The 19,579-nt window shown below is 71.1% G+C and carries 19 protein-coding genes, 1 pseudogene and 1 riboswitch; of the genes and pseudogenes, 14 read left to right on the top strand and 6 right to left on the bottom strand.

All coding sequences use genetic code 11. The annotated features are described in order from the left end of the window. Positions 1-12: 12 nt before the first annotated feature. Positions 13-1,011, top strand: coding sequence for an aldehyde dehydrogenase family protein (locus QQK49_RS10665; protein WP_284303890.1), 999 nt, complete (start codon positions 13-15; stop codon positions 1,009-1,011). Positions 1,012-1,028: 17 nt separating this feature from the next. Here QQK49_RS10665 and QQK49_RS10660 read toward each other — a convergent pair whose 3' ends face one another. Then, positions 1,029-1,613 carry a Type 1 glutamine amidotransferase-like domain-containing protein gene (locus QQK49_RS10660; RefSeq protein ID WP_284305884.1) on the bottom strand — a complete coding sequence of 195 codons (585 nt, stop codon included), beginning with the start codon at positions 1,611-1,613 and terminating at the stop codon, positions 1,029-1,031. Beyond that, positions 1,613-1,759, bottom strand: a complete 147-nt coding sequence (locus QQK49_RS10655) for a hypothetical protein (protein WP_284303889.1) — start codon at positions 1,757-1,759, stop codon at positions 1,613-1,615. Before QQK49_RS10655 ends, QQK49_RS10660 begins: the two co-directional genes overlap by 1 nt. 235 nt (positions 1,760-1,994) lie before the next feature. Between QQK49_RS10655 and dxr the strand changes: the two genes are divergently transcribed. The 10 genes and pseudogenes from dxr to QQK49_RS10605 all read left to right on the top strand — a co-directional run bounded on the left by dxr (position 1,995) and on the right by QQK49_RS10605 (position 11,381). Continuing rightward, positions 1,995-3,206 carry a 1-deoxy-D-xylulose-5-phosphate reductoisomerase gene (gene dxr / locus QQK49_RS10650; RefSeq protein ID WP_284303888.1) on the top strand — a complete coding sequence of 404 codons (1,212 nt, stop codon included), beginning with the start codon at positions 1,995-1,997 and terminating at the stop codon, positions 3,204-3,206. Between the two features lie 76 nt (positions 3,207-3,282). Next, the gene (locus tag QQK49_RS10645) at positions 3,283-4,641 is read left to right on the top strand and encodes a M50 family metallopeptidase (protein ID WP_284303887.1); all 1,359 of its coding nucleotides are present in this window, start codon (positions 3,283-3,285) and stop codon (positions 4,639-4,641) included. A 182-nt stretch (positions 4,642-4,823) separates the two neighbouring features. Beyond that, positions 4,824-5,246 carry an SRPBCC family protein gene (locus QQK49_RS10640; protein WP_284303886.1) on the top strand — a complete coding sequence of 141 codons (423 nt, stop codon included), beginning with the start codon at positions 4,824-4,826 and terminating at the stop codon, positions 5,244-5,246. A 139-nt stretch (positions 5,247-5,385) separates the two neighbouring features. Next, entirely contained in the window at positions 5,386-6,564 is a 1,179-nt protein-coding gene (gene ispG / locus QQK49_RS10635; protein ID WP_284303885.1) for a flavodoxin-dependent (E)-4-hydroxy-3-methylbut-2-enyl-diphosphate synthase, read from the top strand. Positions 6,565-6,604: 40 nt separating this feature from the next. Next, positions 6,605-7,279, top strand: a pseudogene (locus QQK49_RS22805) (DUF4081 domain-containing protein); the annotation flags it as partial. Beyond that, a complete protein-coding gene (locus tag QQK49_RS10625) occupies positions 7,264-7,449 on the top strand; it encodes a GNAT family N-acetyltransferase (protein ID WP_284303884.1) in 186 nt (61 codons plus the stop codon). The pseudogene QQK49_RS22805 and the gene QQK49_RS10625, both read left to right, overlap by 16 nt. 155 nt (positions 7,450-7,604) lie before the next feature. Then, positions 7,605-9,389 carry a proline--tRNA ligase gene (locus tag QQK49_RS10620; RefSeq protein WP_284305883.1) on the top strand — a complete coding sequence of 595 codons (1,785 nt, stop codon included), beginning with the start codon at positions 7,605-7,607 and terminating at the stop codon, positions 9,387-9,389. A gap of 32 nt (positions 9,390-9,421) precedes the next feature. Further along, entirely contained in the window at positions 9,422-10,084 is a 663-nt protein-coding gene (gene yczE, locus QQK49_RS10615) for a membrane protein YczE (RefSeq protein ID WP_284305882.1), read from the top strand. A gap of 27 nt (positions 10,085-10,111) precedes the next feature. Further along, on the top strand, positions 10,112-10,912 hold the full coding sequence (locus QQK49_RS10610; RefSeq protein ID WP_431310530.1) for a sulfite exporter TauE/SafE family protein: 801 nt from the start codon (positions 10,112-10,114) through the stop codon (positions 10,910-10,912). Between the two features lie 67 nt (positions 10,913-10,979). After that, positions 10,980-11,381 (top strand): VOC family protein, encoded by a 402-nt coding sequence (locus tag QQK49_RS10605; protein ID WP_284303883.1) that lies wholly within the window; start codon positions 10,980-10,982, stop codon positions 11,379-11,381. Between the two features lie 45 nt (positions 11,382-11,426). Here the strand turns inward: QQK49_RS10605 and QQK49_RS10600 are convergent, their stop codons facing one another. After that, complete coding sequence (locus QQK49_RS10600) at positions 11,427-11,879, bottom strand: flavodoxin family protein (RefSeq protein WP_284303882.1); 453 nt, start codon at positions 11,877-11,879, stop codon at positions 11,427-11,429. 165 nt (positions 11,880-12,044) lie between these two features. Further along, a complete protein-coding gene (locus tag QQK49_RS10595; RefSeq protein WP_284303881.1) occupies positions 12,045-13,982 on the bottom strand; it encodes an amylosucrase in 1,938 nt (645 codons plus the stop codon). A gap of 132 nt (positions 13,983-14,114) precedes the next feature. On the opposite strand from QQK49_RS10595, the gene QQK49_RS10590 reads away from it, so the two are divergent. Then, the gene (locus tag QQK49_RS10590; protein ID WP_284303880.1) at positions 14,115-15,461 is read left to right on the top strand and encodes a short-chain fatty acid transporter; all 1,347 of its coding nucleotides are present in this window, start codon (positions 14,115-14,117) and stop codon (positions 15,459-15,461) included. 24 nt (positions 15,462-15,485) lie between these two features. Here the strand turns inward: QQK49_RS10590 and QQK49_RS10585 are convergent, their stop codons facing one another. Then, positions 15,486-17,546 (bottom strand): thioredoxin domain-containing protein, encoded by a 2,061-nt coding sequence (locus QQK49_RS10585; protein WP_284303879.1) that lies wholly within the window; start codon positions 17,544-17,546, stop codon positions 15,486-15,488. Positions 17,547-17,664: 118 nt separating this feature from the next. Beyond that, entirely contained in the window at positions 17,665-18,162 is a 498-nt protein-coding gene (gene tpx, locus QQK49_RS10580; protein ID WP_284303878.1) for a thiol peroxidase, read from the bottom strand. Positions 18,163-18,321: 159 nt separating this feature from the next. Beyond that, positions 18,322-18,434: riboswitch (cobalamin riboswitch) on the top strand. Positions 18,435-18,466: 32 nt separating this feature from the next. Here tpx and QQK49_RS10575 point away from each other — a divergent pair. After that, the gene (locus QQK49_RS10575; protein WP_284303877.1) at positions 18,467-19,174 is read left to right on the top strand and encodes an energy-coupling factor ABC transporter permease; all 708 of its coding nucleotides are present in this window, start codon (positions 18,467-18,469) and stop codon (positions 19,172-19,174) included. Continuing rightward, a complete protein-coding gene (locus QQK49_RS10570; protein WP_284303876.1) occupies positions 19,171-19,494 on the top strand; it encodes an energy-coupling factor ABC transporter substrate-binding protein in 324 nt (107 codons plus the stop codon). The genes QQK49_RS10575 and QQK49_RS10570 overlap by 4 nt, the downstream gene beginning before the upstream one ends. The last annotated feature ends 85 nt before the right edge of the window (positions 19,495-19,579 follow it).

Here is a 19,579-nt window from a genome sequence, read left to right as displayed (position 1 = left end):
GGCGCCACGGTGGTGACTGATCGTTCCGCCACCGACCGCGAGACGCACCGTCTCGCCGGTCTGCCGCGCGAGGTATGGCAGGTGGTGCCGGGTGGTGGGGCCGAGGTCGGCGGAGCGATCGTCGACCGGTGCGACTTCCTCATGTTCACGGGGTCCTCGGCCACCGGCGCGCGGCTCGGGGCGCAGATCGGCGCTCGGCTCATCCCGTTCTCCGCCGAGCTGAGCGGCAAGAACCCGATGATCGTCGGAGCCGGCGCCGACCTCGAGCGGGTCGCCGAGATCGCCGTCCGCGCGTGCTTCGCCACCGCCGGTCAGTTGTGCATGTCGGTCGAGCGCATCTACGTCGAGCGGGCGGCGTACCCGCGGTTCTGCGAGGTCTTCGCCGCGCGTGTGCGGGCGACGAAGCTCGGCGGCGGCTACGGCTGGAGCGCCGAGATGGGATCGCTGGTCTCGGAGGACCAGCTGTCGGTCGTCGAGGAACACCTCGCCGACGCGGTCGGCAAGGGGGCACGGGTGCTCGCCGGTGGTCGTCGCCGGCCCGATCTCGGCCCGCTGTTCCACGAGCCGACGCTGCTGGCCGACGTCCCCGCGGACGCGATCTGCCACGACGAGGAGACCTTCGGGCCGCTCGTGTCGATCTACCCCGTCGCCGACCTGGACGAGGCGGTCGCCCGCGCCAACGACTCGCGCTACGGGCTGGCCTCCGCGGTGTTCTGCGCGACCCCCGAACAGGGCTATGAGGTCGCGTCCCGGCTGACGACGGGCATGGCGAACGTCGACGAGGGGTACGCGGCGGCCTGGTCCAGCCTGGCCGGGCCCTCCGGCGGCATGGGGATCTCCGGCGTCGGTTACCGCCACGGCAAGGAGGGCCTGCTGAAGTACACCCAGGCCCGCACCGTCGCCACACAGAGCCGCAAGCTGCACCTCGGCGGCCCCGACCTCATCCCCTCACGCGTCTGGGCTCCCGCACTCGAACGCAGCACCAATCTGCTCAAGTACCGCCGCGGCTGAGCCGGCGCTCGAACACGTCAGCCGAGCACGCGCACGGGGATCTCGTGCTCGACGGCGTCGTCGCCGGTCCGCTCGACCCTGAACGCGGGATGGCCCCCGGCCTCACCGACCGCCTCGAACAGTGCGCCGTCGCGCCAGACGAGGGCGACGTGGTCGTCGGCGGCGTGCGTCGTCGGCAACTGACCGGAGGCGACCCACCGGCGCAGGCTGTCGCGGCGGTCCTCTTCTCCGAACAGGTGCGGGCACGCTCCGCCGGGTAGGAATCCGAGGCCGTCGCGCAGCGGGGCGAGCGGGCCGTAGGAGTCGGTCGAGGAGGCCTCGTACCAGCAGTTCATCCCGGCGCTGATGCCGGCGAGGACCGTGCCCTGCTCCGCGGCCCGGCGCAGGATGTCGGGCAGGCCGTGATGGCGCCACACCGCGAGCAGGTTGGCGGTCGATCCGCCACCGACGTAGACGAGGTCCTGGTCGAGGAGCATCGAGGGGTCGGTGTAGCCCCACGGGTCCCGACAGAACAGGGAGAGCACGGACGTCTGTGCCCGCCCCGCGAAAGCCTGCTCGAACCGCTCACAGTAGGTGACGGCGTCGCCACCGGCCGTCGGGATCAGGCAGACCCGGGGTTCGTCACGCCGGTCAGCTCGAGGAGGTGATCGTCGATGAGGGAGCGTCCGTCGTCGGCATGAGAGAAACCACCACCCCCGAGCGTGACGATCGTGCCGCGGACCGGTGTCGTGACCTGCGTGGACTCCATGTCCCGCAGGCTACGAGACCCCTCGGACACGTCCACGGCAGATCGGGGTCGGCGTGGCGTGTCCCCTCGGGCGACGCACTCGCCGGCCTCTCCGTGCTCGAGCCGACGACGTGACCCGGCGCTTGCCGGCCCAGGACGTCGCCTCCTCGCGCCGAGACCGCCTGTGATCGGCGGCGGTCTCGGGGGTGAGGGGAATCCGGAGGGGGTTGTCGGACCCCTCTGACACGATGGGCTCATGACCCGCTCCGATGCCCCCCGCGACGTCGTCATCCTCGGATCGACCGGCTCGATCGGCACGCAGGCCCTCGACGTCTGCCGTGCTCACCCCGGGCGGTTCCGGGTGGTGGCGTTGTCGGCCGGTGGCAGCGACCTGGGGCTGCTGGCCCGCCAGGCCGTCGAGTTCGACGTGCCCTTCGTGGCCGTGGCGGCGGGGGAGCAGGAGGACGTCGAGTCGGCCGTCCGCGAGGTCGAACGCCCCACCGGTCGCCGCGTCGATCGCGAGATCGCCGTGGGCCCGCAGGCGAGCACCCTGGCCGCGATGCGCCCGGCCGACGTCGTCCTCAACGGCATCACCGGCTCCATCGGGCTCATGCCCACCCTCGCCGCACTGCGGGCCGGGTCAACCCTCGCGCTGGCCAACAAGGAATCGCTCATCGTCGGCGGCGACCTCGTGCGCGCCGTCGCCAAGCCGGGGCAGATCGTGCCCGTCGACTCCGAGCACAGCGCCATCGCCCAATGCCTGCGGGCCGGGCGGCGCGAGGAGGTGCGGCGTCTGATCGTCACCGCCAGCGGCGGTCCGTTCCGCGGACGCAGCCGCGCCGAGCTGGCCGACGTCACGCCCGATCAGGCCCTGGCCCACCCCAACTTCGCCATGGGACGGGTCATCACGACCAACTCCGCGACCCTGGTCAACAAGGGGCTGGAGGTCATCGAGGCCCACCTGCTGTTCGACGTCGGTTTCGACGACATCACCGTCGTCGTGCACCCCCAGCAGCAGATCCACTCGATGGTCGAGTTCCGCGACGGATCGACGATCGCCCAGGCCGGGCCGCCGCGGATGCTCGTGCCCATCGGACTGGGTCTGGCCTGGCCGGAGCGGCTGGACGATATCGACGCGCCGTGCGACTGGAGCGCGGCCCAGAGCTGGGACTTCGCGCCGCTGGACGAGGACGCGTTCCCGGCGGTCCCGCTGGCCTACCGCGTCGGCAGGGAGGGCGGCACCTTTCCGGCCGTGTACAACGCCGCCAACGAGATCTGCGTCGACGCCTTCCACGAACGCCGCATCGGATTCCTCGACATCGTCGACACGATCGCTCGGGTCGTCGACGACTGGGCCGATTCCAGTGACGTGACCCGGGACAAAACACGCGCGGAGAACGTCGAGACGGTGCTCGCCGCCGACGCCTGGGCCCGGCGCCGCGCTCACGACGTGCTCGAACGGGCCTGACGACACCGCACCCGCTGTGGCGCACGCATCGACGCCGGACACGAACCGGCACGAAAGGTAGGGAGGGGATGACGCGGTGACGGTCTTCTACTTCGTCCTCGGCGTTCTCGCGATGGTCGTGGGGATCGGCGCCTCCATCGCCCTGCACGAGATCGGCCACCTCCTGCCCGCCAAGAAGTTCGGGGTCAAGTGCAGCCAGTACATGATCGGGTTCGGCCCGACGATCTGGTCGACCCGGCGCGGTGAGACCGAGTACGGCGTCAAGGCGATTCCCCTCGGCGGATACGTGCGCATGCTCGGCATGTTCCCGCCCAAGAGCGAGCGCAAGGTCGACGCCAAGGCTCGCTCCGGGCGCCTGTCGGCGATGATCGAGGACGCGCGCACCGACTCCCTCGCCGAGATCGGTCCGGGGGAGGAGCACCGCGCCTTCTACCGGCTGAGCACGCCCCAGAAGATCACCGTCATGCTCGGCGGCCCACTGATGAACCTGCTCCTCGCCGCGCTCGTCCTCGCCGGTGTCGTCGTCGTCAACGGCGTCCCGGCTCCGGGCGCCCAGGTCGGGACCGTGTCCCAGTGCGTGCGGCCGGTGACCGCGCAGGCGGACACCTCGCCCTGTACCGCCGCCGACACTCCTTCGCCCGCGGCCGCGGCGGGCATCCGCCCGGGCGACGTCATCGTCTCGATCGACGGTGAACGGGTCGAGGCCCCGGAGGATGTCGCCTCGATCGTGCGCCCCCATGCCGGTGAACCGGTGTCGATGGTGGTGCAGCGCGACGGGCAGCCCGTCTCGTTGAACGTCACCCCCATCGCCAACTCCGTCCCGGAGCTCGACAGCCTGGGCCGTGCCGTCACCGACGCGAACGGCCGGATCGTCACCACCACGGCCGGATTCATCGGCACCACCACCGGTCGATCCCCCGAGCAGGACCACTCGATCACCCGCACTCCGGGCCTGCTGTGGGACATGACCTCCCGCACGGCCCGGGTCGTCCTCACCCTCCCGCAGCGCATGGTCGACGTCTGGAACGCCGCCTTCGGGCCGGCGGAGCGCGACGCCGAAGGCCCGATGAGCGTCGTCGGGGTGGGCCGGGTCGCCGGTGAGGTGTCCTCCGGCACCTGGGAGACACGCGACGGCACCGTCCTCACCATGGACGTCGGCCAACGCGTGATCTTGCTCTGGACCCTGCTGGCCGGGCTCAACATCGCCCTGTTCGTCTTCAACCTCATCCCGCTGCTGCCGCTGGACGGCGGGCACATCGCCGGTGCCACCTGGGAGGGGATCAAGCGGACGTTCGCCAGGATCACCCGCCGCCCCGACCCCGGCTACGTCGACGTCGCGAAGGCGCTGCCGGTCGCCTACGTCATGTCGATCCTGCTCATCGGCATGTCGGTGCTGCTCATCTACGCCGACATCGTCAAACCCGTGCGGCTCTGATCGGTGTGACGCCGGTGGCGGGCGGCATCGTGCTGGGAGCACCCCGCGCGGGGATGAGCGAGAGCAATCCGCCTGCGGCTCTTGACCGGTCGGATTCTCTGCCGCCATCTCCTCGATCGCGTTGCTAGGTTGGCGGGCGGAGGTGGCCACGCGGCCGCCTCACCGCCAGAGGAGGACATGCTGTGGACGCGAACACGACTGAACACGTCGCCGCCGACAATCTCACGCTGTGGGGGTATGTGGTCGACGCCACCCTCTGGCCGGACTGGATCGACGGGGTGGAGCGGGTGTCGCCGGTCGGGCACCACGGTCCGGCCAGGTCGGGAGGCCAGTTCGAGGTGAAGGCCACGTGGCTCCCCGCCACGACGGTGGCGATCGGCGACGTGGATGCCGACGAAGGCCTCGAGTTCCACTGGGAGGGCGAGGGCGCCGGATCGTTCACGGTCCACGTCGAGGAGGTTTCCCACGGAGCGTCGGTGCTGAGGCTCTCGATCAGCATGGATGACGCCGCGGCAGGTGACACCGACCTGGAGAAGTTGCTCATCGTCTCGGCCGGCAGGCTGCGGCAGCGCGGCGAGAACTCGATGCTCGACCCGGTGCACTGAACGCCCCCACCGGCGCCCCGGACCGGGTGCGCTCCGCGGGCCGGACGGTGGTCTCCGCACCACCTCGGAGAGGGCGGGCTCAGCGTCCGGCCAGGGGGCCTTCAGGCGAGCTTGTCCCCTCTGCTCCATACTTGGACACATGAGCGTCAACCTCGGTATGCCCCGGGTCTCCGGCCCTGACGGCGGGGCCGTCATCGCCCCGCGTCGGGCCACCCGCAAGATCAAGGTCGGAGCCGTCGAGGTCGGGGGAGACGCCCCGATCTCCGTGCAGTCGATGACGACGACCCCGACCACCGACATCAACGCGACCCTGCAGCAGATCGCCGAACTGACGGCCACCGGGTGCGACATCGTGCGGGTCGCGTGTCCCAGCCAGGACGACGCGGAGGCGCTCCCGGCCATCGCCGCCAAGAGCCAGATCCCCGTCATCGCCGACATCCACTTCCAGCCCAAGTACGTGTACGCGGCCATCGACGCCGGGTGCGCCGCCGTCCGCGTCAACCCGGGCAACATCCGTAAGTTCGACGACCAGGTCAAGCAGATCGCCCGCGAGGCCAAGGCCGCGGGCGTGAGCATCCGCATCGGCGTCAACGCCGGCTCGCTCGACAAGCGGCTCTACGAGAAGTTCGGCGGGCCCACCCCGGAGGCGCTCGTCGAGTCGGCCGTCTGGGAGGCGGGACTGTTCGAGGAACACGACTTCCACGACTTCAAGATCTCGGTCAAGCACAACGACCCGGTCGTCATGGTCAAGGCCTACGAGATGCTCGCCGAGCGTGGTGACTGGCCGCTGCACCTCGGCGTCACCGAGGCCGGGCCGGCGTTCCAGGGCACGATCAAGTCCTCCGTCGCGTTCGGCGCGCTGCTCAGCCGCGGCATCGGCGACACGATCCGCGTGTCACTGTCGGCGCCGCCGGTCGAGGAGGTCAAGGTCGGCAACCAGATCCTCCAGAGCCTCGGGCTCAAGCCCCGCAAGCTCGAGATCGTCTCCTGCCCCAGCTGCGGCCGTGCGCAGGTCGACGTCTACACGCTCGCCGACCAGGTCACGGCCGGTCTGGAGGGCATGACCGTGCCGCTGCGCGTCGCCGTCATGGGCTGCGTCGTCAACGGCCCCGGTGAGGCCCGCGAGGCCGACCTCGGTGTCGCCTCCGGCAACGGCAAGGGCCAGATCTTCGTCAAGGGCGAGGTCATCAAGACGGTGCCCGAGAGCCAGATCGTCGAGACCCTCATCGAGGAGGCGACCCGCATCGCCGAGGAGATGGGCGAGCCCGTCGACGACGAGGCCGCCGCCGGACCCACGGTGTCCGTGGGTGGACGATGACGCGCCCCGGTTCGGCGCGCTGAGACGAGGCGCGACGGGCATGTTCCGCGGACCCAAACAGGTCCGCGTCCTCGGCAATGCCGATCGAGCGCGGGCCCTGGACGTGTGTGCCGTCGACCCCGCGGCCGGGGTGTACGTCGCGGCCCGCATCGGCGAGACCGACCTCGACCGCTCGCGCGGAGTGTTGCTCGGGTACGCGCCCGAGGGCCCGATCGAGGCGGTCTGCTGGACGTCGGCCAACTTCGTGCCGGTCGGGTGCGACGAGGCCGCGGCCGTGGCCTTCGCGGCCCGGGTGCGCCGCCAGCAGTCGCAGTGCTCGTCGATCTTCGGACCCGCCATGCAGGTGGCGTGGATGTGGGATGCGCTGGCCCCGACCTGGCGCGCCCCCATGGACTTTCGCGTGCCTCAGCCGCTGCTGGCGGTCCCTCCCGACCGGACCGTGCCCGTGAGCCCCGACCCGCGGGTGCGGCCCGCCACGCCGGCCGACCTGGACCTCCTCGTACCGGCCGCCGCCGCGATGTTCACCGAGGAGATCGGGTATCCGCCCTACCGCGACGCCCGCGGCCTCGAGCACTACCGCCGGGCCGTGCGCGCGCTCGTCACGCGCGGTCACGCGTTCGTCCTCGTCGAGGACGACGTCATCGTGTTCAAGGCCGACATCGGCTCGGTCGGCGTCGGCGCCTGCCAGATCCAGGGGGTGTGGATCGACCCCGCCTACCGTGGACGTGGACTGGCCGCGCCTGCCATGGCCGCGGTCATCGACTACGCCCGCCGCATCGCCCCCTGGTCACGCTCTACGTCAACGGCTACAACGCCCCCGCGCTCGCCACCTACGACCGCGTCGGCTTCGACGAGGTGGGCAGGTTCGCCACGGTCCTTTTTTGACCATGCGACCGAGCGACGCCCGCGCGATATCCGCCGAGACCGCCGGATATTGCCGGCGGTCTCGGCGCGTCCCGGGTCCGGGCATCGGTTGTCGGACCTGGCCGATAGTCTTGCGCCGTCCCTGATCGCGAGGAGCCCACGTGTCCGTCACCCGCATGTCGTCCCTGTTCCTGCGCACCCTGCGCGAAGACCCGGCCGACGCCGAACTGCCCGGTCACAAGCTGCTCGTGCGCGCCGGGTACATCCGCCGCGCCGCTCCCGGCATCTACACGTGGCTGCCGCTCGGGCTCAAGGTGCTGCAGAGGGTCGAGACGATCGTCCGCGAGGAGATGAACGCCATCGGCGCGCAGGAGATGCGTTTTCCGGTGCTGCTGCCCCGCGAGCCGTACGAGGCCACCGGTCGCTGGACCGAGTACGGCGACACGCTCTTCCGGGTCCAGGACCGGCGCGAGGTCGACATGCTGCTGGGCCCGACGCACGAGGAGATGTTCACCCTCGCCGTCAAGGACCTGTACTCCTCGTACAAGGACCTCCCGCTGTCGCTATACCAGATCCAGAACAAGTACCGCGACGAGGCACGCCCGCGTGCCGGGCTGCTGCGCGGTCGCGAGTTCATCATGAAGGACAGCTACTCCTTCGACGTCGACGACGCCGGCCTGGACGCCTCCTACCAGCGCCATCGCGAGGCGTACATCAAGATGTTCGACCGGCTCGGGTTCGAGTACGTCATCGTCAAGGCCACCTCGGGGGCCATGGGCGGGTCGGCCAGCGAGGAGTTCCTCGCCGTCTCGCCGCACGGTGAGGACACGTTCGTGCGCTGCGAGGAGTCCGGCTACGCGGCCAACGTCGAGGCCGTCGAGGTGCCGCAGGCCCCGCCGGTGCCCGCCGACGTCGTCGCCGCGATCCCCGCCGCCCAAGAGGTCGACACCCCCGACACTCCGACCATCGAATCGCTCGTGGCGGTGCTCAACGACAGGCACCCCCGCGCCGACGGCCGGCAGTGGACCGCCGCCGACACCTTGAAGAACGTCGTCGTCGCCCTGCGCAACCCCGACGGAACTCGTGAACTCCTCGTCATCGGACTTCCCGGTGATCGTCAGGTCGACGAGAAGCGGCTCGAGGCCCAGGTCGCCCCCGCCGAGGTCGTCGAGGCCACCGAGGCCGACTTCGCGGCGCACCCCGAACTCGTCCGCGGCTACATCGGCCCGCGGTCCCTCGGCCTACGCGGCGAGGGCGAAGACCGGACCGGCGTCCGCTACCTGCTCGACCCCCGCATCGCCGAGGGCAGCGCCTGGGCCACCGGCGCCGACCGCCCCGGGGTCCACGTCATCGACCTCGTCCACGGCCGCGACTTCGGCGCCGACGGCACCATTCAGGCCGCCGAGGTGCGTGACGGCGACCCGAGCCCCGACGGCGCCGGCGTCCTGCACACGGCACGCGGCATCGAGATGGGCCACATCTTCCAGCTCGGCCGCAAGTACGCCGAGGCCCTCGGCCTCAAGGTGCTCGACGAGAACGGCAAGCTCGTCACGGTGACGATGGGCAGCTACGGCGTGGGCGTCAGCCGCGCGGTCGCCGCCATCGCCGAGGACAACCACGACGACGCCGGACTCCTCTGGCCCCGCAACGTCGCCCCCGCCGACGTCCACATCGTCGCCACCGGCAAAGACCCCTCGGTGTTCGAGGCGGCCATCGGCATCGCCGACGCGTTCTCGGTGCGCGGCCTGGACGTCCTCTACGACGACCGCCCCAAGGTGAGCCCCGGGGTCAAGTTCAAGGACGCCGAGATCATCGGGGTGCCGACCATCGTCGTCGTCGGGCGTGGCCTGGCCGACGGGGTCGTCGAGATCAAGGACCGCCGCACCGGAGAACGCCGCGAGGTCGAGATGGAGGCGATCGTCGAGGAGGTCCTGCGCGAGACCGGCTCGACCGACGCGTAGACGCGGCGCTCCCGCACTACGGTGAGCCGGTGATGACAGACCTCGGTGACCTCGGCCCGCTCGCGCAACTCCGGGCGGGCCGGCTCACGCGACGACTCGTGCAGCTCATGGTGGGGCTGTGGTTCTTCGGGTCGGCGCTGGGGATGATCATCGGCAGTGGACTCGGTCAGGGGCCGTGGGACGTCTTCCACTACGGCGTCGCGCAGCACGTGCCCCTCACGATCGGCACGGTGTCGATCCTCACCGGCACGCTCCTGCTGCTGTTGTGGATCCCGCTCGCCGAGAAGCCCGGTATCGCCACGGTGCTCAACGTCGTCGTCGTGGGCGTGGCCATCGACGTCACCCTCTTCCTGCTGCCGCCCGACCCACCGCTCGCCGGCCGGATCGCGCTGCTCGTCGGCGGGATCCTCCTCAACGGCCTCGGCTCGGCCATGTACATCGGGTGCCGCTTGGGCACGGGCCCGCGCGACGGGCTCATGACCGGCATCTCACGCAAGACGGGCTGGTCGTTCCGCACCGTGCGCACCGGCATCGAGCTGACCGCGCTGGCCGTCGGGTGGCTGCTCGGCGGCATCGTCGGGATCGGCACCGTGCTGTACGCGCTGCTCATCGGGCCCCTGACCCAAGCGTTCCTCCCGCGGTGGACCGTCGACCTCGCACCCGGACCGGCCCGGACCGAACCCTCCGACGGCTGACCGAGGCCCGCAGGGCACAATCGGCGGGTGCTGACCCTCCTCGCAGCGAGCCCGACCGTCGAACCCTGGATCCTCGCGGCGCTCGTGTTCGCGGCGCTGGCCGCCGGGTGGGTCGATGCCGTCGTCGGCGGCGGGGGACTCATCCAACTCCCCGCGCTCCTGCTGTTGCTGCCCGGTGCGGCGCCGGTGCAGCTGCTCGCCACGAACAAGCTGGCCTCCATCTGCGGCACCACCACCAGCGCCGTCACCTACGCCCGGCGCATCAGGCCCGACGTCCGAACGGCCGGCCCGCTGGCCCTGGCCGCGTTCGCCGGGTCGTGCGGCGGTGCCTTCGTCGCGAGCTACCTGCGCAAGGAGACCTTCACCCCGATCATCCTCGCGGTCCTCATCCTCGTCGGGGCGTGGACGGTGATGAAGCCGAGTATCGGTCGGGTCCAGAAGATGCGGTTCACCGGGCGACGCCATGTGGGGGCGGCGGCGATCATCGGGGCGGTCATCGGCTTCTACGACGGCGCCCTCGGCCCGGGCACGGGGTCGTTCCTCGTCGTCGGACTCGTCGCCATCTGCGGGTACGCGTTCGTGCAGGCCAGTGGGCTGGCCAAGATCGCCAACGTCGCGACCAACCTGGCGGCCCTGGCCGTCTTCATCCCGCAGGGCGCCGTCATGTGGAAGATCGGTCTGCTCATGGGCGCGGCCAACATCGTAGGGGGCTACCTCGGGGCCCGCAGCGCCGTCGCGCTCGGGCCGGGATTCGTGCGCACGGTGCTCCTCGTCGTCGTCGGCGCCTTCATCGTGCGCCTCGGTGGTGAGCTCGTCGGCCTCTGGTGAGGCGTGGGTCGGGGGCGCACCTAGGGTGACGGGGCCAGGCAACACGCAGGACGCCGAAGGGGGAGCCGTGGGCTCGCGACTGAATCCGCACATGTTCTTCATGACATCGGCGGTGGACGCCCTGGACTTCTACCGCGGCGTCTTCGGCGGCACGGTGTCGATCACGACCTTCGCCGACCGCGGGATCGTCGACACCCCCGACACCGACAAGGTCATGCACGGCCGTCTCGAGACCCCCGCCGGGTTCACGCTGACCTGCAGCGACACCCCCGCCGGGCTGGCCCACGAACCGGGACGCAACGTGGCGATCGCCCTCGACGGCGACGACGCCGACGACCTGCGCCGCTGGTTCGCCGGACTCGCCTCCGGCGGCCAGGTGGTCGTCCCCCTGGAGGTGAGCGCAGGTGAGGAGTACGGCCAGCTCGTCGACCGCTTCGGGATCGTCTGGCTCGTGACGGTCACCACCTGAGGCGGCCTGGCCAGGGGTCGTGACACCGGCTCCCGCCTGGTCGCGCTAGTCGTCCGCCATGAGCAGCGCCGCCAGTGTGCCGCCGAGTTCGTAGGCGGCCTCGGTGTGTTCGTCGGTCACGTCGCCGATCACGTCGAGGGTCTGCGCCGCCTGCCGCCAGGGCAGTGCGCCCGTGATCGACTCGATGGCCCGGATCGCGCCCGTCGTGTCGTATCGGCCGTGGACGTAGACCCCGAATGGGATCGTGCCCTCCCCGCCACCGCCACCGGCCGATCCGTCGTCGGCCAGCGACCCGCCGATCTGCAGGAACGTCGAGTCGAAGAAGTGCTTGAGCGCCCCGGACATGTACCCGAAGTTGGCCGGCGTGCCGAGCAGGATCCCGTCGGCCGCGAGGACGTCCTCGGCGCTCGCCTCCAGGGCGGGGCGCTCGACGACCTCGACGCCCTCGATGGCGTCGTCGCTGGCCCCTGCGAGCACGGCCTCCGTCAGGGTCGACATCGACCGGGAGGGTGAATGATGAACGACGAGTAGGCGTGCCATACCCCCACCCTGACACCTCGGACAGCCGCTGAGGTCGAGACAGGGGTGCAGGACGTGCTGTTCGAGCGTTTTCGTACTGTTCGAGGTGGGTGGTGGGGGAGGGAGTGCGATCGGGTGGGTGGGTCAGGACTCGCTGACCAGCCAGCGCGTGCCGTAGGGCGGGAGCCACAGGTGGCCCTCGGCGCCCGTCTCGATGCGGTGGCCGGTGAGGGCGTCGGTCGCGTCGCGCAGGCCGTACTCGTTCAGGTGCCACCAGGCCCAGGACCGCTCGTCGGGGGTCACGTTGAACAGGCCGACGAAGGTGCCGAGCGGGTGTCGGCGCACGAGTGCGAGGACGCCGGGATCCTCGGCGTGGCCGACCTCGACGGGGACGCCGGCGTGCAGGTGGGGGAGGGTGCGGCGCACCGCCAGCAGGTGCGCGAGATCGGTGAACGCGCGGCCGGCGACGGTGGTCGGGTCGTGACGCAGGGCCACCGCCGCGGCGTCCAGGGGTGGGCGATGGGCCCACCGGTTGTCCGCGGAGTGCGCGGGGTCCTCCGCCCAGGCGGGGTCGTTGGTGGCGGCCACCTCGTCGCCGCTCCAGATCACCGGCACACCACCGAAGGACACCACCACCGCGTGGGCCAGGCGCAGCTTGGCCAGACCCACCCGGTGGGCGTCGGCCGGCTCCGAGCCCGCGCCGGTGATGCCGAGCAGGCTTGCCGCCGTGCCGCTCGTGCGACGGTCGCCGTTGGCCGGGTTGTACTGGAACGTGAGGCCGTCCGCGGGAGATCCGGGAAAGTCGCCGATGTACCAGTCGGCGAGGAAGGCACGATGGGCGTGGCCGGACAGGCCCTCCGCGGCGGCGTCCTCGTCCGAGATCGCCCAGCCGATGTCGTCGTGACAGCGCAGATACGTGATCCAGGCCGAGGTCGACGGTGCGACGGGCAGCCGGGTCAGTGCGCGCTCGGTCAGGCGCGTGTCGCCGGTGGCGAGCATCGACCAGATCTGCACCATGAGCGTGTTGTGGTAGGCGAGGTCGCTGACCTTGCCGGTGTACCGGCCCTCGCCCAGGTAGGCGAGGAGTTCGTGGGGCGCGACGATCGCCTCGGCCTTGAACGCCACTGCCGGACAGGCGATCCGGGCGACCGCGCGCAACACCTGGGTGATCGCGTGCACCTCCGGCTGCCCCTGGCAGGTGGTGCCCATGCGCTTCCAGAGGAACGCGATCGCATCCAGCCGCAGCACCTCGACGCCGGCGTTGGCCAGGTGCAGGACGATGTCGGCGAACTCGCACAGGACGTCGGGATTGCCCCAGTTCACGTCCCACTGGAACTCGTTGAACGTCGTCCACATCCAGCCGTCGAGCTCCGCATCCCAGGTGAAGTTGCCGGGGGCGAAGTCGGGGAACACCTCCGGGAGGCTCTGCTCGTACCGGTCGGGCAACCCGCGATCGGGGAAGACGTGGAAGTAGGCGCGGTAGCGCTCGTCGCCGGCGCGGGCGGCGGTCGCCCACGCGTGCTCGCGTGCCACGTGGTTGAGCACGAGGTCGAGGACGAGGCTCATCCCGCGCGTGCGCAGGCAGGACGTGAGGGCGCGCAGGTCCTCCATCGTGCCGAGGTCCTCACGCACGGCGCGGTAGTCGGCCACCGCGTATCCGCCGTCGCTGTCGCCCGTGCGCGGACGCAGCAGAGGCATGAGGTGCAGGTAGGTGACTCCGAGCTCGGTGAGGTGATCGAGGCGCTCCTCGACGCCGGCGATCGTTCCCGCGAATCGCTCGGTGTAGGCGGCGTACCCGATCATCTGCGGGGACTGCAGCCAGTCCGGCCGCAGCGTCCGCTCGAGGTCGAGCCTGCGCAGCTCGGGGTCACGCTCCACGTAGGCGGTGGCGGCGCGCTCGAGGAGGCGCGCGGCGATCGCCTCGACGTCGCCCGAGGGGTACACGAGGGCCAGGCCGTCGTGCAGGTCGGCCCACCAGCGGTCGAGGCGCACCTCGAACACCTCGCGTGAAGCCGGTGTCTCCTGCCGCAGAACCTCCTCCAGGACGGCGCTGACGGCGGGGTGGCGCAGGGGGCTGAGCATGCTCGCCATCCTGTCATCCGGGGCGTGAGCGCTCCACGGGCGGACGTCGGGGCGCATCCGGCGTTTCGCCGGCGTCCTCGTGCCTAGGATGCGGGGGTCTTTGTGATCCACGTCTCCATGGAAGGATGTCCCGTGCTGAGAGCTCTGAGCGCACCGATGGTCCGGGTGGTCGAACGTTGGCTGCCGGGCTCGCTCGTCTTCGCCGTCGTGTTGACGTTCATCGTGGCGGGGATGGCGCTGGTCCTCACCGACGCCGGCCCCGGTGAGGTCCTCATGGCCTGGGGCGACGGGCTGACCGGGCTGCTCGCCTTCATGACGCAGATGGCCCTCGTGCTGCTGCTCGGCTACGTGCTCGCGAACACCGGACCGGTGCGCACACTCCTCGTGCGGGCGGCGACGCTGCCGCGCAACCCCGCTCAGGCTTACGGATTCGTCGCCCTCATGGCTGCCCTCGCCTCGCTGCTCACCTGGGGCCTCGGCTTGGTGGTCGCCGCGCTGCTGTCGATCGAGGTGTCGCGGGTGGGACGCGAGCGGGGGATGCGGCTGCACTTCCCCCTCCTCGTGGCGGCGGGCTACAGCGGCTTCGGCGTCTGGCACATGGGGTACAGCGGCTCCGGGCCCCTCGCGGCCGCGACGCCCGGGTCGTTCGTGGAGAAGATGGTCGGGCACACCATCCCCATCACCCAGACGATCTTCTCGTGGTGGAACCTCGCGGGCATCGTCGTCGCCGTGGCGGCGCTGACCACCGGCATCGTCATGCTGCGCCCGCGCTCCGACGACCGGATCGTCGAGCTGCCCGAAGGGGCCGAACTCGACGCCGGTGGTGCTTCGCCGCGGCTGTCGGAGGAGACGACTCCGGCGGACCGCATCGACTCCGCCCGCGCGGTCACCCTCCTCATCGGCCTGCTGCTCCTCGCCTACCTGGTGATGTACTTCGCGACGAACGGCTTCGACCTGACGCTGGACATCGTCAACTGGACGTTCCTGTGCCTGATCCTGCTGCTCGTGGACTCACCTCGACGCCTCGGTGAGCTGGTCGCCGACGCCGCCCGCAACGTGGGCGACATCCTCGTGCAGTTCCCCTTCTACGCAGGCATCCTCGGGATGATGTCCGCGACCGGCCTGATCGCGATCCTCAGTGACGTCTTCGTGGCCATCTCCACGCCGGCGACGCTGGGTCTGTGGGCGTTCCTCGCGGGCGGCATCGTCAACATCTTCGTCCCGAGCGGCGGCGGGCAGTTCGCCGTGCAGGCGCCGATCTTCCTGGATGCGGCGAGCCGGCTCGGCGTGGATCCGGCGATCGTCGTCATGGGCATCGCCTACGGCGACCAGTGGACCAACATGATCCAACCGTTCTGGGCCCTGCCGCTGCTCGCGATGGCACGACTGCGCATCCGCGACGTCATGGGGTACACCAGCGTCACGTTGATCGTGCTGGGCGTCGTCTTCGGCGCGATCATGCTCGTCGCCGCGATGTGAGGGCCTGGGATGTGAGGAGAGGGGTCAGGCGGTGCTCTCGCGCAGGGTGGCGCGCAGGTCCTCGACGTCGGTGATCGGAGGTCCGCAGACCGTGCCGCGGCACACGTAGGCGGTGGGTCGGCCCTCGGTCGTGGGCCGGTCGGTGAGTAGGGGTGAGGAGCCGGGCACGCCGTCGACGACGAGTGCCCGCGGGCTGCGGCGGGCGGTGTCGATGAGGGCGGTGGTGACCTCGTCGAGCTCGGTGGGGTCCTCGGTGTCGTGGGCGATCGCGACGGTGATCGGACCGTCGAGCGCGATTTCCGCGGCGGCCAGGGTCCACCCGCCGAAACCGGGGGTGCGTAGCGCGAGTCGGCACGAGGACTCGATGGCCGCCTCGGCCGCCTGCAGGTGCCGGGGCGACCCGGCGACCGCTCCGTACTCGAGCAGCGCTCGCGCGAGGGCGGATCCGCCGGAGGGCTCGGCGTTGTCGCTGTCGGCGCGGGGACGCAGCAGGAGGGGTTCGGCGTCGTCGCCGGTGTCGTGGAATCCGCCGTCGGCGGCGCCGAACAGGTCGAGCGCGGCATCGAGCAGGGCGCCGGCGGCATCGAGCCAGTGCGTCTCACCCGTGGCCAGGTGCAGTCGCACCAATCCGTACGCCAGATCGCCGTGATCCTCGGCGACACCGAGTGATTCGCCGACGACCCCGTCGCGGGAGGTCCGCCGCAGACGCCCGTCGAGCAGGTGCGTGGCGACGACGAACTCCGCGCATCGTGCCGCGGCATCGACGTAGCCGGGCTCGTCGAGGAGGACGCCGGCGTCGGCCAGCGCCGCGATCGCCAGGCCGTTCCAGGCGGTGACGACCTTGTCATCGCGAGCGGGCTGGGGCCGCCGTGAGCGCGCGTCGAGGAGCTTGGGCCGCACCTCGGCCCACCACGTCTCGTCGGGGTCGACCCGCCGCTGCAGCGTGGACGTGCCGTCCTCGAAGGTACCCGCCTCGGTGACCGACAGCAGCAGCGCGGCGTTCGCGCCGTCCTCCTCGCCGAGGACCTCGGTGAGCTGCTGCGGCGTCCACACGTACGTCGCCCCCTCGACCCCGCGTCCGTCGACGTCGGTGTCGGCGTCCAGCGCGGAGGCGAATCCGCCCTGGTCGGTGAGCATGTCGGTGAGGAGGAACTCCGCGGTCTCGGCCGCGACCCGGCCCGCCGTCGGCGCGCCCGTGACCCGGAACCAGTCGACGTAGGTCGACAGCAGCAGGGCGTTGTCGTAGAGCATCTTCTCGAAGTGGGGGACGACCCAGTCGGCGTCCGTGGAGTACCGGGCGAAGCCGCCCGCGAGCTGGTCGTACATCCCGCCGCGGGCCATCGCCTCGCACGTGGCCTCGACCATCTGCAGGGCCCGCGGCGTGCCCGTGCGGTCGTGGTGACGCACGAGCCACGACAGCACCATCGAGGGCGGGAACTTGGGCGCGGTGCCGAAACCCCCGCACTCCCAGTCGAAGGTCGAGGCGACCTGCTCCTCGGCCAGGTCGAGGGCCTGCGCCAGGTGCGTCGGCCCCGGGGCCTCGACGCCGTCGGCGCCGTCGATGCCCTCGATCCCGATGGGCGCCAACGACGTCGCGGCCTCCGCCTGATGCCGCAGGGCCTCGGCGATGCGGTCGGCGGACTCGAGCACCTCGGCGCGGCGCTCCCGCCACGCCTCGGTGGCGCTGGCGATGAGGTGGAGGAACTGCGGTCGCGGGATGTAGGTCGCCGCGAAGAACGGCAGGCCGTCAGGGGTGAGCAGGCACGTCATCGGCCACCCGCCGCGGCCCGTCAGGGCGACGGTCGCGGCCATGTAGACCGAGTCGATGTCCGGCCGTTCCTCGCGGTCGACCTTGATGGACACGAGGTCGCCGTTCAGCGCCGCCGCGACCTCGTCGTCCTCGAAGACCTCGTGGGCCATGACGTGACACCAGTGGCAGGAGGAGTACCCCACCGACAGCAGGATCGGGACGTCGCGCCGCTTGGCCTCGGCGAGGGCGTCGGCCGACCACGGCCACCAGTCCACCGGGTTCTCGGCGTGCTGACGCAGGTAGGGGCTCGTCGAGGTCGCCAGTCGGTTCGCCATGCACCCACCGTAGGCGGCGGGGTGCTCGCAGGCATCGCCGAGGGCGTCCTGTGCACCTCCGGACGCGCCGACGGGCCACGACCGAAGTCATGGCCCGCCGGGCGGAGGTACGGGATCCTCAGGACAGCGCGGCGATCGCGGCGTCGTAGTCGGGCTCCTGGCCGATCTCGGGGACGAGCTCGGTGTGCAGCACGGTGCCGTCGGTGTCGAGGACGACCACCGCGCGCGCGAGGAGGCCGTGCATCGGGCCGTCGGACATCGTCACGCCGTACTGGGTGCCGAAGTCGGTGCGGAAGCTGCTGGCGGCCGTGACGTTCTCGATGCCCTCGGCGCCACAGAAGCGATTGAGGGCGAACGGCAGGTCGGTCGAGGCGCACACGACGGTCGCGTTGTCGAGACCGGCGGCGCGCTCGTTGAAGGTGCGCACGCTCTGGGCGCACACGCCGGTGTCGACGCTGGGGAAGATGTTGAGGACGAGGCGGCGCCCCTCGAAGCTCGAGGGGGTCACATCGGAGAGGTCGGTTCCGGTGAGGGTGAAGGACGGAGCCTTCTCACCCTGGGCCGGGAGGTCGCCGACGGTCTGGACGGGGTTGCCCTTGAAGGCGGTCGTAGCCATGCGGCCTGTCTAGCACGCGCCGGCCCGCTCGGCAGCCCGGGGGAGAGGACCGGCCGCCCCCGCGACGGTCGAGTCGCGCGGTCCCGTGCCCGCGGCCGGACGACGAGCACGTCGCGACGGCGGCTCCCGGCGCCCTCCCGCGGGGAGTCGAACGGTGACATACTCACCGGGTCAACCGCTCCGCGGACGCATGAGGAAGCCGGTGAGAATCCGGCACGGTCGCGCCACTGTGAGGCCCCCAGCCGAGTCAGACACTCCTGCGCCGCAGCCATGGGGACGCGTCATCCCCGAAGGAGAAGATGCCATGCACATCAGCGAGGCCTACCTACCCGTCACCCACGCGGCGGCATGGACGGCCGCCGCCGCACCCTTCGTCATCCACGGCGGTATCACGGTCGTCCGGGAGGTCAAGGACAACCCCGAGAGCCGCCTGCTGCTCGGCGCGGCCGGGGCGTTCACGTTCGTCCTGTCGGCCATCAAACTGCCGTCGGTGAGCGGCAGCTCGAGTCATCCCACCGGGACCGGGCTCGGAGCCGTGCTGTTCCGGCCGCCCGTCATGGCGTTCCTGTGCACGGTCGTGCTGCTGTTCCAGGCGCTGCTGCTGGCCCACGGCGGCATCACGACCCTGGGCGCCAACGTGTTCTCCATGGGCGTCGTCGGGCCGTGGGTCGCCTACCTGGTGTGGCGCGCGGTGCGGGCCGCGGGCGCGAACATCCACCTCGCGATCTTCTGCGCCGCCGCCCTGGCCAACATCCTCACCTACTGCACGACATCGCTGCAGCTCGCTCTGGCCTACCCCGACGCCACCTCGGGCTTCGTCGGTGCCGCCGCCAAGTTCCTGGGGGTCTTCGCCGTCACTCAGATCCCGCTCGCGATCGTCGAGGCCTTCCTCACCGTGCTCGTGTTCCGGGTGCTGACCGAGGTCGCGCATCCCGAGCTCGTGCGCCTCGGGGTGCTCGGGGGCACGAAGGTCGACCCCCGCCCGACCGACGCCACGGAGGTGTCCCGATGAAGCACCTCGTCACCGTGCTGCTGCTGGCCGGCATCGCGATCACCGTCGCGATCTCCCTGTTCCTCGGTGGTCTCGCCCAGCAGCCCGGCGCCGAGGAGACCTTCGTCGGCACCGACGCGCAGGTCACCGAGATGCTCGACGAACAGGGCGCGCAGCCGTGGTTCGAGCCGATCTTCGAGCCGGGATCCAGCGAACTCGAGTCCGGACTCTTCGCCGCGCAGGCCGCGATCGGCGGCTGCGTCCTCGGGTATTGCATCGGTCGTCTGCAGGGTCGTCGCCGTGAGGGATCGACGGACGGCGCCGGAGCCACCAGGGCGTGAACCCTCCTCTCGCGCACGTGATGTCGACCGTTCGGGTGCGCCGTGTCCTCGCTGGTCGGTACGCTCACGACAGTGACCGCTTCCG

This window comes from Mobilicoccus caccae (assembly GCF_030161635.1).
In the GTDB taxonomy this organism is placed as follows: Bacteria; Actinomycetota; Actinomycetes; order Actinomycetales; family Dermatophilaceae; genus Mobilicoccus; species Mobilicoccus caccae.
This window is presented reverse-complemented; position numbering and strand designations above follow the sequence as displayed.